Origin of the sequence: Caballeronia sp. ATUFL_F2_KS9A (genome assembly GCF_023630765.1) — a bacterium.
GTDB classification, from domain to species: domain Bacteria; phylum Pseudomonadota; class Gammaproteobacteria; order Burkholderiales; family Burkholderiaceae; genus Caballeronia; species Caballeronia zhejiangensis.
In genome coordinates, this window is record NZ_JALQEK010000033.1 from 1 (window position 1) to 13,807 (window position 13,807).

8 protein-coding genes and 2 pseudogenes are annotated in these 13,807 nt (G+C 65.3%); 1 reads left to right on the forward strand and 9 read right to left on the reverse strand.

The features are described 5' to 3' along the window. The 6 genes and pseudogenes from NCS67_RS23105 to glgX form a co-directional block, all read right to left on the reverse strand. Positions 1 to 269, reverse strand: a pseudogene (locus NCS67_RS23105) (hypothetical protein); the annotation flags it as partial. Positions 270 to 290: 21 nt separating this feature from the next. Continuing rightward, positions 291 to 518 (reverse strand): annotated as a pseudogene (locus tag NCS67_RS32035) (DUF2950 family protein); the annotation flags it as partial. A gap of 88 nt (positions 519 to 606) precedes the next feature. Continuing rightward, positions 607 to 1,278, reverse strand: coding sequence for a VIT1/CCC1 transporter family protein (locus NCS67_RS23110; protein ID WP_175981181.1), 672 nt, complete (start codon positions 1,276 to 1,278; stop codon positions 607 to 609). 10 nt (positions 1,279 to 1,288) lie between these two features. Further along, complete coding sequence (locus NCS67_RS23115) at positions 1,289 to 2,284, reverse strand: 2-hydroxyacid dehydrogenase (RefSeq protein WP_008348512.1); 996 nt, start codon at positions 2,282 to 2,284, stop codon at positions 1,289 to 1,291. A 42-nt stretch (positions 2,285 to 2,326) separates the two neighbouring features. Further along, on the reverse strand, positions 2,327 to 3,916 hold the full coding sequence (locus tag NCS67_RS23120; RefSeq protein ID WP_175981183.1) for an aspartate-alanine antiporter-like transporter: 1,590 nt from the start codon (positions 3,914 to 3,916) through the stop codon (positions 2,327 to 2,329). A gap of 89 nt (positions 3,917 to 4,005) precedes the next feature. Next, the gene (gene glgX, locus NCS67_RS23125; protein WP_250436809.1) at positions 4,006 to 6,105 is read right to left on the reverse strand and encodes a glycogen debranching protein GlgX; all 2,100 of its coding nucleotides are present in this window, start codon (positions 6,103 to 6,105) and stop codon (positions 4,006 to 4,008) included. Positions 6,106 to 6,301: 196 nt separating this feature from the next. Between glgX and NCS67_RS23130 the strand changes: the two genes are divergently transcribed. Next, positions 6,302 to 8,038 carry a SulP family inorganic anion transporter gene (locus NCS67_RS23130; RefSeq protein WP_033536293.1) on the forward strand — a complete coding sequence of 579 codons (1,737 nt, stop codon included), beginning with the start codon at positions 6,302 to 6,304 and terminating at the stop codon, positions 8,036 to 8,038. Here NCS67_RS23130 and NCS67_RS23135 read toward each other — a convergent pair. From NCS67_RS23135 to NCS67_RS23145, 3 genes are all read right to left on the reverse strand, one after another. Further along, positions 8,020 to 9,696 carry a fatty acid--CoA ligase gene (locus NCS67_RS23135; protein ID WP_250436811.1) on the reverse strand — a complete coding sequence of 559 codons (1,677 nt, stop codon included), beginning with the start codon at positions 9,694 to 9,696 and terminating at the stop codon, positions 8,020 to 8,022. The genes NCS67_RS23130 and NCS67_RS23135 overlap by 19 nt on opposite strands. A gap of 16 nt (positions 9,697 to 9,712) precedes the next feature. Further along, on the reverse strand, positions 9,713 to 10,837 hold the full coding sequence (locus tag NCS67_RS23140) for a porin (RefSeq protein ID WP_175981191.1): 1,125 nt from the start codon (positions 10,835 to 10,837) through the stop codon (positions 9,713 to 9,715). A 162-nt stretch (positions 10,838 to 10,999) separates the two neighbouring features. After that, positions 11,000 to 13,675: a winged helix-turn-helix domain-containing protein gene (locus NCS67_RS23145; RefSeq protein ID WP_008348523.1), complete on the reverse strand. Its 2,676-nt coding sequence runs from the start codon at positions 13,673 to 13,675 to the stop codon at positions 11,000 to 11,002. Positions 13,676 to 13,807 lie beyond the last annotated feature (132 nt).

The window sequence follows — 13,807 nt, forward strand, 5'->3', positions numbered from 1 at the left end:
AATCGATGGGTCTGCCCGCGATCCCCGCCGACGCGCTCGCCGCCGCCCACAGCCGGTCCGCCTTGCGGTGGCGGCGCCGCCGATGCCGTCGCCGGGTCGATGCCCGTGTTGCTCTTCGCCCAGCTGTAGCACGCGCCGTCGTCGCTTTGCTGCTTCTGCGCGCTCTGTCCCTTGGCCGGATAAGCGATCGGCTTGCTCTGCGCAATGGCGTCGAGCGCCATCACGGCGATCACGATGGCGCAGCCGGCACGCAATCTCGTTGCATTCATGGCGACTCCTTGCCTGATTTCCAGAGTTGGCGATTCAAGATTCTTTTGATACACGACGCCGTCGTTATTGACAATGAAAGTCATCGCGCCGCTTGCGCCGGATTGCACGCGATAGTCTGCAATACAGACCACTCCGGATTCAGGAAGCGAACGCGTGAAGAACCTCTGACCAGAACAGCAAATTTGTATTCTCGTGTTGCCGTTTGTAGCTTGATGCGCGCCGGACGCAGCGCCGCGAAAAACATGCATATTCGAAGATATGCGAACGTCCTGGCGAATTCAAGAATCGCCGCATAGGTGTTTGTTCGCTGATTTGTCGAACGACTCGGGCTTTTAATTACCCGCCTAAAGCGATGATCGCCATCGTCAGAAGCACGCCGAGCGCCATCATCGCGAGACCGGCTTTCCAGCCGCGCCAACCCGCATAACCGCCCAGCGCGAAGCCGCAGCAAAACAGCATCGCGAGCGTGAGCACGCGCGATATGAAGAGCGCGGTCGGAACGTGCTTGACGAGAACAAAAGGCGCGGCGACCGGAAAGGTCGACAGTACGATGATGATGAAGATGCCCAGCGCCGCGAGAAAATCGTCGCGCACGAAGCGCGCGCGTTCCGGCAGGCTGTCGCTCGCGGCGATGCGCTTGCGGATGGATTCGAGATCGTCGTCGGAGATGAACGGATCGAGCGTCGCGGATACTCTCTCGCGCAACATGCGCACGCCCGCCGCCGCGTCGCGCTCGCGCTGGATCGCAAGCGCGAGCGCGTGCCTGCGCGCGCGGTCCGCGATCGTGCGAACGAGATACATGACGGCATCGGCGAGACCCCACGCGAGATTGCAGCCGAGCGCCGTGTAGAGCATCTTGTGTCCCGCCGCCTCGCCGCCCGTCGCCGCCGATACCGTGCCGACAAACGTCAGCGCCATGAAGAGGCCGAAGCACAGCTCCGACACGCGATCGACGGTGTCGAGCACCGGCGCTCGCGTGCGTTTGCCCGGCGAAGTCTCGTCGTGCATGAGCGCGCGGCTATCCGACCTTCACCTCGTTTTCCAGGGGTTGATTGTTCTCGAAAGCCGTGATGCTCTGCAGCGTGGTTTCGCAGATCGTCGTCAACGCTTCGCGCGTCAGATAAGCCTGATGCCCCGTCACGATCACATTCGGAAACGACACGAGCCGCTGGAAAACGTCGTCGGTGATGATCTCGCTCGAGAGATCGCGGAAGAAGAGATCGGCTTCCTGTTCGTAGACGTCGATTGCGAGGCCGCCCAGTTGTCCCGTCTTCAGCGCTTCGATCACCGCTTCGGTGTCGATCAGTCCGCCGCGGCTCGTATTGACGAGCAACGCGCCGTGCTTCGAACGCTTGAGCGATTCCGCGTTGATGATGTGATGCGTCTCTGGCGTCAGCGGGCAAAAGAGCGCGACGATGTCCGCCTTCTCGCCGATCTCGCCGGACGTCGCGTAACGCAACCCGAGCGCCTCGAACTGTTTCGACGGATACGGATCGTAGCCGATCACGTTGCAGCCGAAGCCCTGCATGATCTTCGCGAACACGCAGCCGATCTTGCCCGTTCCCACGACCGCGACGGTTTTGCCGTACAGATCGAAACCGATGAGGCCGTCGAGCGAGAAGTTCGAATCGCGCGTGCGGTTGTATGCGCGATGCACTTTGCGATTGATCGCGAGCAAGAGCGCGACCGCGTGCTCCGCGACCGAGTTCGGCGAATAGTTGACGACGCGAACCACCTTGATGCCGAGCTTCGCGGCGGCCGCGAGATCGACGTTGTTGAAGCCGGTGCAGCGCAGCGCCACGAGACGCGTGCCGCCTTTGTGCAGCGCTTCGAGCACTTCGGCATTCGCCGTATCGTTGACGAAGATGCAGACCGCGCCGTAGCCCGCCGCGAGCTCGACGGTGTCCATGTCGAGCGACATGTCGTGGTACCGGAGCTTGTGGTTTTCCTTCTTGTTCGCCTGGTCGATGTACTGACGCTCGTAAGGGGTCGAACTATAGATCGCCACTTCCATGATGCACTCCTTGAAAATTGTATTGACGGGCCGGTCAAGAGCCTAACCCGCGGCCAGCGATATGGCGATCTGCACGAATAACACCTTGACGATGGTCATCGACGGAAAAATCATCGCGTACATGATGTCCGGCTGATCCGTCGGCGCGACGCGGTTCGCGAACGCGAGGATCGCCGGATTGCCGGTCGCGCCGCAGATCACGCCGATCGACGTGTCGAACGGCAGCCTGAAAATCCACAGGCAGCATATCGCCGTGACCGCCACGAGCACGAATACCGTGATGATGCTGAAGACGAGCAGAATCGGCCCGGCGGTGCCAACGGTGTCGACGAACTTCGGCCCGCACGAAATGCCCACTTGCGCGAGAAAAATCGTGAGGCCGAGATTGCGCAAGACGAGATTCGCGGACAGCGGCATCACCCAGACGAACGGTCCGTTGCGGCGCGCCTTGCCGAGACACAGCGCGACCAGGAGCAGCGCGGCGAGACCCAGACTGAACGCGCCGAGGCCGGGAATCGGCAGCGGAATCGCGCCGGCAAGCAAGCCCAGCGCCGCGCCGATGCCGAGGCAGATGAAGCTCAGGTCCGCCGTGCCCTTGATCGAATCGCCGAAGAACGTCCGCATGGTCGCCTGATGCGCGCGATTGACGAGCAGCCCGACGCGATCGCCCGCTTCGAGGATGAGATCGGGCGTCGAGAGCATGTCCGCGTCGCCGCGCCGCACGTGCGCAATGGCGCAGTTCACGCCATCGGGAAAGCGGATGTCGCCGAGCGCCATGCCGACGACCGCCGGATTCGACGCGAACACGCGCATGTAGTCGAGGTCCTCGCGATGGCTCGTCATGCGGCCCGGCTGCATTTCGCCGCAGAGCGCGGCGGCTTCTTCGAGCAGACGGCGATCGGTGCTCGTGGCGAGCAGCACGTCGTCGGCGCGCAGCGTGAGGTCGGCGGCGGGCAACTGATTGTGATGCGCGCGCCGCACCGCCGCGATCGCCACGCCCGAGGGCAGCCGGCTCGACAGCTCCGACAACCTGAGGCCGATGAGGCCCGCGTTTCGCAGCGCGATTTCGGCCGTTTCGAGTATCTTCGCGGGCGGCTTCTGAATCTTTACCTTCAGCGCAACGTTGAGCAGATAGATGAGCAGGATCGGCCCGGCGACGCCGAACGGATAGGAAATGCTGTACGCGACGGCCGCATCGTTGCTTTTCATCGATGCGATCGCGACCTGCAGGCTCGCCGTGCTGGTTCCGCTGCCGGCGAACATGCCGAGCGCATCGGCGAGCTTGATGCCGAAGTGGATGAAGCCGCACGCCACGAGGCCCGCGACGATCACGCCGACGCACGCGGCGATGTTCGCCTTCATGCCCTCGCGGCTCGTCAGTCCGCGAAAGAACTGCGCGCCGTACTGAATGCCGATGCCGTATAAAAACAGCAGCAGCCCCAGCGTGCCGAGCAACGGCGGCGGTGCGGACTTCGGCGCGAATGCGCCGATCGCGAGCCCGACGAACAGCACCGCGCCGGAGCCGAGGGCCACGCCTTTGATGTTGATTTCACCGATCAGATAGCCCAGCGCGATCGTCAGAAAAAGCGCGAACAACGACTGATTCTCGAGGAAGGTTCTGACTGCATCCATGCCGCCTCCTGTGGGTGGACAAAGCAACTCGGCAGTACACGAACATTAAAGGCGCTTTGCGTCGCACAGTCCAGCACCGCCGTGCGCATTCAACGGGACTGAAGCACGACGACGCTGCGCGCCTCGACGCGGCACGCACCGCGCTCGACGAGCGCCGTTTCGACATTCGGAACAATGTCGTTCGGCGATTCGGCAGATGTATCGACGACGCGCAGCCAGCTCGAATTGTCCACCGCCGGCAGCGCGGCCTCGCGCGCATCGTCGTTCATGTTGAGGACGATGTGCAGCATCGGCTCGCCCGGCGCGCGGCCCGCGAGCGTGAACGCCACGAAGCGCGCGCCGGCGTCGTGCCACGCGGGCGCATCGAGACGTTCGCCGTGCCATGCGACATCGGGATGCGTCTGTCCGTTCGCCGGACGTCCCGTCAGAAAGCGTCGGCGGCGCAGGCTCGCGTGACGCTTGCGCAGCGCGATCATCTCGCGCGTGAAACGCAACATGTCGCGCGCGTCGTCGGAAAGTTGCCAGTCCATCCACGAAAGCGCGTTGTCCTGACAGAACGCGTTGTTGTTGCCGCGCTGGCTGCGCAGGAGCTCGTCGCCGGCGAGAAGCATCGGCACACCTTGGCTCAGCAGCAGGATCGCGATGAAGTTGCGCGCCTGCCGAAGCCGCAGTTGGATGATCGCGGGATCGTCCGTTTCGCCTTCCGCGCCGCAATTCCACGACAGATTGTCGTTGCTGCCGTCTCGGTTGTCCTCGCCGTTCGCCTCGTTGTGCTTCGCGTCGTAGCTGACGAGATCGGCGAGCGTAAAGCCGTCATGGCACGTCACGAAGTTGATGCTGTTCGCGGGCAGCCGGCCATCGTCCTCGTAGAGGTCCGCGCTGCCCGCGATGCGCGTGCACACTTCGCCGACGACGCCCGGCTCGCCGCGCACGAAGCGCCGGATCGCGTCGCGATAACGCCCGTTCCACTCGGACCAGTCCATGCCGGGGAACGTGCCGACGTGATAAAGGCCGCCCGCATCCCAGGCTTCGGCGATCAACGGCACGCGCGCGAGGATCGGCGATGCTTCCATCGCCCAGGGTAACGGCGGCGTGCGCAGCAATTCGCCGTGCTCGCCGCGAGCAAAGACGCTCGCGAGATCGAAGCGAAAGCCGTCGACGCCGAGTTCGCGCACCCAGTATTCGAGGCAACGCATGATGAACGCCGACACCAGCGGATGATTGCAATTGACCGTATTGCCGCAGCCCGTGTAATCGAGGTATCGCCGCGAATCGTTCGGGTCGGACTGATAGAAGGCGTCGTTGGCGAAGACCTTGAAGTGGATCAGCGGGCCGTTGTTGCCCGCCTCCGACGTGTGATTGAACACGACATCGAGCAGCACGCGAATGTCCGCCGCGTGCAATGCGTCGACGAGTTCGCGGAATTCCTGCGGCGCCCGCGCGGGCTCGACGCAATAGCGCGGATGCGGGCTATAGAAGCCATATGTGCTGTAGCCCCAATAGTTGCGAAGTCCGCGCTCGGCGGCGAAGGCGGGAAGGTCCTGTTCGTCGAAGGCCATCACGGGAAGCAGTTCGACATGCGTGACGCCGAGCGCCTTCAGATAGGGAATCTTTTCGATGAGACCTGCGAACGTGCCCGGATGACGCACGCCGCTCGACGCATGCCGCGTGAAGCCGCCGACATGCAGTTCGTAGATGATCGCGTCGTCGAGCGTGCGGATGTCCACGTCGTCGACGGGCCGATTCAACGGCTCCGTCACGATGCCTCTGAGCGACGCGTGTTCGGCGGCGTGCACAGCGGCGGCCTGCGCGCGATCGTAGAAGCGGTCGCTCACGCCGCGCGCTTGCGGATCGAGCAGTTCCTTCCGGCTCGCGGCTTCGTCGCTCATCTGGGGCACGTCGAGCGGGCCGTATGCGCGCCACGTATAGCAGCAACGCAGCGGCAGATCTTCGACGAACACATGCCAGAAGAAATACGTGCGGTTCGTTTCGCTCGTGAGCGCGATGACCTGAAACGGTTCGACGCTCTCTTCCGATGCGTACAGCAATAGTTCGACGCGCGTCGCGCGGCGGCAGAACGCGCAGAAGTTGACGCCGCCCGGCATGACCGTCGCGCCGAGCGGGAAGCGCGAGCCGGTCCGCGTGCGATAGCCCGCGTGATCGTGCGCGACTGCAGGAACATCGCTCATGGTCGTCTCCCGCTTCGCTTCGTCACACTGAGCAAGGATATGTGAGGCGTCGCGGATTACAAGTGGACGGCTCGGGCGCGCGTCGCATCCGCGGGTGTTAAGCGTTTCAATATTTCTGTCGGATCGTTTCATCCGCTTGACCCCATTCGGATTCCGGCTACAACGGAATCAGTGCACACGTTGCGTGGAATCGGTCATGCCATCCGAACAAACGTTACAAGAAGGCTCGAGCGGCGGCGGCGTGCAAGGCTGGTCGCGTCATGTGCCGTTGATCGCGTTGCTGCGCGACTATCGCGTGGGGTGGCTGAAGAACGACATCATCGCCGGACTCGTGCTGACGACGATGCTCGTGCCCGTCGGCGTCGCATATGCGCAGGCGTCGGGCGTGCCGGGCGTGTGCGGCCTCTATGCGACGATCGTCCCGCTACTCGCCTACGCGATCTTCGGCCCGAGCCGCATTCTCGTGCTCGGCCCCGATTCCGCGCTCGCCGCGCCCGTGCTCGCGGTCGTCGTGCTGAGCGCATCCGGCGATCCGTCGCGCGCGATCGCCGTCGCGGGCATGATGGCGATCGTCTCCGGTTTGGTGTGCGTCGTTTTCGGCCTGCTCAAGCTCGGCTTCGTCACCGAGTTGCTCTCGAAGCCGATTCGCTACGGCTATATGAACGGCATCGCGCTGACCGTGCTGATCAGCCAGTTGCCGAAGCTCTTTGCGATATCCATCGAAGATCACGGGCCGTTGCGCGATCTCGCGACTCTCGCCAAAGGCATCGCCGCCGGCCAGTCGAACTGGTACAGCTTCGCCGTCGGCGCGGCGAGCCTCGCGCTCATTCTCCTGCTCAAGCGCTTCGACAAGGTGCCGGGCATTCTCATCGCCGTCGTGCTCGCGACGCTATGCGTGAGCGTGTTCCATCTCGACCAGCGCGGCGTGAAAGTGCTCGGGACCATCCCGCAAGGACTGCCCGCGTTCTCGCTGCCGTGGCTGAGCGATGCCGATTTCGTGCGCATCGTGCTCGGCGGCTGCGCGGTCGCGCTCATCGCTTTCGCCGATACCAGCGTGCTGTCGCGTACCTTCGCGGCGCGCGCCAATACGCGCGTCGATCCGAATCAGGAGATGATCGCGCTCGGCGTCGCCAATCTCGCGACCGGTCTGTTTCAGGGCTTCCCGGTCAGCAGCAGTTCGTCGCGCACGCCTGTCGCGGAAGCGGCGGGCGCGCGCACGCAGATGACGGGCATCGTCGGCGCGGTGGCGGTGGCGGCCGTGCTGCTCGCCGGGCCGAATCTGCTGCGTCATCTGCCGAGCAGCGCGCTCGCGGCCGTCGTGATTGCCGCGGCCATCGGACTATTCGAGTTCAGGGATCTGAAGCGCATCTATCGCATTCAGCAATGGGAGTTCTGGCTGTCGATCTGCTGCTTCGCCGGCGTGGCGGTGTTCGGTGCGATTCCCGGCATCTGCATCGCCGTGGTGATCGCGGTCATCGAATTTCTATGGGATGGATGGCGGCCGCATTACGCCGTGCTCGGGCGCGTGGAAGGACTGCGCGGTTATCACGACACGATGCGATACCCGCAAGCGGAACAGGTTCCGGGCCTGCTGCTGTTCCGCTGGGACGCGCCGCTTTTCTTCGCGAACGCCGAGCTGTTCCAGCAGCGCGTGCTCGAAGCGGTGAAGCAGGCGCCGACGCAAGTCAAACGCGTCGTCGTGACGGCCGAGCCGGTCACGAGCGTCGATGTCACGTCCGCCGACATGCTGCGCGAACTGCATCGCGCGTTGCAGGAACGCGGCATCGCGCTGCATTTCGCCGAGATGAAAGACCCGGTTCGCGACAAGCTCAGGCGCTTCGAACTGACGCCGATCTTTCCCGATGCGTGCTTTCATCCGACGATAGGCAGCGCCGTCGACGCCTGGCTCGCCTGTCAGACGCCCGCCGCCTGAATGTCGGCGAAGCGCGCCCGGAGCGTCTTCTTGTCGATCTTGCCGACGCTCGTCTTGCTGATCGCGTCGATGAAGCGCACGTCGCGCGGCACCGCATAGCGCGAGATGCGTCCGGTTTCGGCGATGCCGCGCAGATATCGCGTGATCATTTCCTCCGTGATCGGCGCCGCGCAATCCGGCTTCTGCACGACGAGCGCGAGCGGGCGTTCGCCCCACTTCGCATCGGGCACGCCGATCACCGCGACCTCGGCCACGCCCGGCAACTGCGAGATCAGGCTTTCGACTTCGAGCGACGACACCCATTCCCCGCCCGACTTGATGACGTCCTTCGCGCGATCGGTGATGCGCAGATAGCCGTCGGCATCGACGTTGCCGATGTCCTGCGTATGCAGCGCGCCGCCTTCCCACAACGTCGCGGATGCCTCGCGATTCTTCAGATAGCCTTGCGTGAGCCACGGCGCGCGCGCGACGATCTCGCCGCACGTGCGGCCATCGCGCGGCGCTTCGCGCAGTTCGTCGTCGACGATGCGCAAGTCGACGAGCGGAATCGCGCGGCCCGTCGTGCAACGCAGGCGCACTTGCTCGTCGGCGTCGAGCGTGTCCGCGTGCGGGGGCAATTGCGCGAGACTCAGCAGCGGACCGCTCTCCGACATGCCGTATCCCGAGAACACGTCGATGCCGCGTCCGAGCGCCGCGCGCGCGAGTCCTTCGGTCAGCGCGCCGCCGCCGATCACGACCTTCCATCGGCGCAAATCGACGGCTTCGGCATCCGGGCATGTCAGAAGCATATGCAGGATCGTGCCGACGCAATGCGAGAACGTCACGCCTTCTTCCTCGATCAGACGCATGATGTTCTGCGGCACATAGCGGCCGGGGTACACCTGCTTCACGCCGAGCATCGTCGCGATGTAGGGCATGCCCCACGCGTGCACATGGAACATCGGCGTGAGCGGCATGTAGACATCGCCGCGATGAAAGCGCTGGCCGCTCGCCGGGCTCGCGAGCGCGGCCATTCCGGCAATCGTATGCAGCACGAGCTGGCGATGCGAAAAGTACACGCCCTTCGGCTTGCCGGTCGTGCCGGTCGTGTAGAACGTCGTGGCGCGCGTGTTCTCGTCGAAATCGGGAAACTCGCGCACGGGATCGGCGGCGGCGAGCATCGCTTCGTATTCGCGCGCGAACCCGATGCCGTGCTCCGGAACCGCGACGCCTTGCTCATCGATCCAGATGAAAGTACGCACGGTTTCGAGGCGCGTTCTGATCGCGTCGATCACCGGCAGGAAATCGGTATGCACGATCAGCATGTCCGCGCCCGCATGATTGAGCGTGTACAGAATCTCGTCCTGCGAAAGCCGCACGTTCACCGATTGCAGGACCGCGCCCATCATCGGCACGGCGAAATAGCATTCGAGATAGCGATGGCTGTCCCAGTCCATCATCGCGACGGTGCTGCCATGCTTCGCGCCGAGCGCGTCGAGGGCATTCGCGAGGCGCGCGACGCGCTCCGTCATCGTGCGATACGACTGCCGCACCGCGCCGCGATAGACGATCTCCTGATCCGGCGAATTCGCGAGCGGCGTGTGCAGCAACTGCTTGATGAGCAATGGGTACGAATACGCGTCGGGCGCGGCGTGCGGGTCGAAATACGTGTCTTGCATCCTTGTCTCCAAATATTCAGAAGTTGTGGCGCAGGCCGAGCATGGCCGCGGTCGTCGACTTGCCCGGCGCGGTCGGCTGGCCGTAGGCGATCATCTGGTTCATCGTGCCGTTGTTGTCGACGTGGCCGACTTCGGCATACGCGAGCGTGCGCTTCGACAGGTTGTATTCCGCGCCGATCGCGAATTCCAGCGAGTGATTCGACGACTGGTTCTTGTCCTTGATGTAGTAGACGCCGGTCGTCACGTTGAGATTGGGCGCGAAGCGATAGCCAAGACCGCCCGAGTACATGTCGAAGTTCGCGCGATCCGAATCGGCGGGGTTCTTGCCGTTCGCGTAGGACATCGAGATCGAGAAGCCGTGCGTCGTGTACAGGCCGCCGAAATACATCATGCGATTGTTGTTGAGTCCGGTGGGCACGGAGCCGGGCGCGGGATTCGCGTCGTGGCCGTTGTAGTAGACAGCCGTCAGCGTCAAGCCGAAGTTCGAGTACTTCAGCACCGCCGATTCGCGCGTGCCGCCCTGAAACTGTCCCGCCACGCCGCCGGGCGCATATTCGAGCGATGCCGACAAACCCGCATACGTCGGCGACTGATACACGAGCGCGTTGCTGTCGTAGAGCGCGCCGATCGAGCCGTTGGTGCTCGTGCCGGGCCAGCCGGCCGCCGTGTTCATGCCGAGCCATGCGGTCAGCACGCTGCCGAAATACTGCGCGCGGCGCACGTCGGTGTCGTACATCGCCCAGATCATCGGCACGATCTGGCGGCCCGCGTTGAAGGTGCCGAACGGGCCGGACACGCCGATCGTCGCGTATTGATTGAACATCGCGGTGGCGCCGGGCGTATCGGAGAGGCCGGTCTTGCCGGTGCCCGAATCGAACGAGCCTTGCAGCTTCACGTTGATGAAGTAGCCGCCGCCGAGATCTTCGCTGGCCTTCAGGCCCCAGACGCTCGAATAGATGCCGCCGTCCTTGAAGCGATACACCTTCCCCGTGTCCCGCGCGTTGCGCGCGAAGCTCGCCGCCGACGTGCTCTGATACATGAGGCCGGCGTCGAGCACGCCATAGAGCGTCACGGTGGATTGCGCATGCGCGCCGCCGGCGGCCAGCACGAGCCCTGCGGCAGTGGCGAATCTGAGCTTCATCGAGTCTCCTGATCTTGTTCTGGATGCGCCGCGCACCGATAGGGTCGCGGCGTCAGGAGGCAAGAATACGCATCGGCCAAGTGCCGAACCCCTCTCACGGAGAGAGGGGTAGGGATTGCGAGAGAGGCGGGAAAACCCTGCTGAAAACGCTTGAAAAAGGCGCTATTGCACGCCTTCGAGCAGGCCGAGCGCGATGGCGCGGCGCACCGCGTGCTTGCGCGAACTGGCGTCGAGCTTGCCGAAGAGATTCTTCAGATGCCACTTGACGGTGCCCTCGCCGACCGCCGCCGCGAGCGCGATTTCCTTGTTGCTCAAGGTGCGCGCGAGCAGTTCGAGAATCTCGCGCTCCTTCGGCGTGAGGATCACGCTCGGCAACGCGCGCGGCCCGCCTTCGCCCGAACGCGGCGGCACGCGCACGACATGCGGCGGCACGACCGGGCGCTCGCCGGCATCCACGCCGCCCGCTTCGCTCACGCGCCGCGCCCAGTCGGCGAGACCGGGATGCGCGTCGATCAACACGCGCCCGAGGTGATACGTGCGCGCGAGGTTCAGCGCTTCGAGAAACGGCGCGTGGCCGTCGCCCGTCGCGCGTTCCTGGGCGAACGCGCGCAACGCCATCAGCTCGATGCGCTCGCGTCCGCGCTTCATCGTCGCGGCGATCTGTTCCGCGCGCGCGAGCGGTTCGACCGCAGCCGGCCAGTCCTGACGCGCGAGCGCCGCGCCGCCGTGCGCCATCGTCTGCAACATCTGCACGGAGCGGCTCCAGATCGGCCCGCGCGTGGCGATGTGTTCATCGACGATCGCGTCGATACGCTCGACGAGCGCATCGCAGGTCTGCGCGCGATAGCGTCCCGCATGCGCGCTCACCTGCTCCGCGAGGCTCGTCACGCAAAGACGCGGCAGATTGCGCGCGACGCCCATCGCGTAAAGCATTTCGAGCAGATCGAGCGCGCGATGCTCGTCGCCGCGCAACGCCGCGATGCGCGCCGCCGTGCGATACGCGAGCACGACGGTCTCCGGCAACGCCGCGCGTTCGAGCACGTCGAGACGGTTGGCGAGCAGCGCGGCGGCCTCGTCGATGCGATCGTCCTCATACGCGATCGACGCGCACGTCGCCGCGAACATGCACGTCAGCGGATGACGCCGCCCGAGGTCTTCTTCGGCGCTCGCGAGCGCGGGCAGCAGGACGCTTTCGGCGAGCTTCACCTGTCCTTCCTGAAGCCACGTCAGGCCGACCATGTGATCGCCCCAGCGCACGACATAGCCGAGCCCCTTGCCGATCTGCGCGCGCGTCACCGCCTGTTGCAGACGCCGCGCCTGCGCCGGCTCGCCGAGCAGCATCGCGCGGGCGGCGAGGCGGTTCGCATGCGACTGCGCGAGCCACGAGTCCTTGGGCGGCGGCGTCTGCGCCCACGGCTCGAAAAGCGTCAGGAAGCGGTCGGGATCGTCGGCGTACCACGCGGCCGCGCTCAGGATCAACGCGCATTCGTAACGCAAGGCGTCGTCCGCACCCGGCGATGCAAGCACGCGCTCGACCTGACGCTGCGCCTCGTGATGACGTTCGCCCAGCGCGAGCGCCCACGCGACCGCCAGACACAGGCGCGGACGCTTTTCCAGTTCCGCTTCCGGCAGACGTTCCAGCCACTCGAGCACGGTGCCGAGCTGGCCTTGCTTCACGGCGTCGTGCAGCGACTGCTCCGCGAGTTCGTACGCATGTTCGCGCTCGCCCGCCGCATGCGCGTGGCGCGCCGCCTGTTCGAGCATGCCGCGCGCGCCGAGCCAGCGGGCCGCGCGCCGATGCAGTTCCGCGCGCGCATCGTCCGCGAGCGCGGCGAAGCGCGTCTGCAGCACGTCGCGCACGAGCGGATGCAGGCGGCACCAGTCGCTCTCCTCCGCCGTCACGAAGACGGGCGTATCGCGCGTGAGACGTGCGAGGCGTTGCGGCGCGTCGGCGTCGCCGGTCAGGGCTTCGCACAAGTCGGGATGCAGCACGTCCACGACGCTGATGTCGACGAGCAGGCGTTCATCGGCGGATGACAGCTCGCTCAACAGCGCCGCGACGAGCGGTTCGCGCAAGCCGCGCGGGCCCGCCGCGAGATTGTCGAGCGCCGTGCGCGGGTCCTGCGCGCGCGCCATCGCGGTGAGCGCGAGTTGCAGGCCGAGCGGCCAGCCGCCGGTGATTTCGAAGAGGCGCGCGGCGGCATCGGCGTCGACGCGCGCGCCGAAACGCTGCGTGACGAGCGCGATGGTTTCATCGACGCGAAAACGCAGCGCGTCCGGCGCGACGAGTTCGGCCTGTCCGTAGGCGAGCAGTTCCGCCGCGGGCTTGTCGAGCCCCTGCCGGCCCGCCGCGACGATGCGCAGATTCTGCGGCGCGTTGTGCATCACGTAATCGAGCAGTTGCGCGCCGGGTTCCGGCAGACGATCGGCTTCGTCGACGATCAGCACGACATCGAGCGATAGCTGCGCAAGCTCGGCCAGCCACGCGGTGGCGAGATCGAACGCGCCGGCGGGCACGCCCGGATTTTCCGCGATGAGACGCCCGAACGAGGGCCGCGCGCAGCATGTCCGGATCGCGTGGACGAGCGCGCGCAGGAAGCGCTCCGCGTCGTCGCGATCGTCGGCGAGCAGCCACGCGACCGCCGCGCCGTGCGCCAGAAACTCGCGCCGCCATTGCGCGAGCAGCGACGTCTTGCCGTAACCCGCGCCGGCCTGCACGAGCACGATCTGGCTGCGTGCGGTGTCGGCGTTCAAACGGGCGCGCGCGAGCAGCCCGGACGGCGCGCGCGGCGCCATCGTCTTCAGCACGAGCTCGGTGGATGGGGAGTCGGTGGGCATCGGTAATTTTTTGTCTTCCATCTAGGATGGTTCGGATCGCGCGCGTGCGTCAAGCCCCTCCCGCCGCGAGAGGGGCGCTCGCCCGCCGCCCGCACTACGATTCGATCAACCGTGCAATTGAAAACCGAAGGA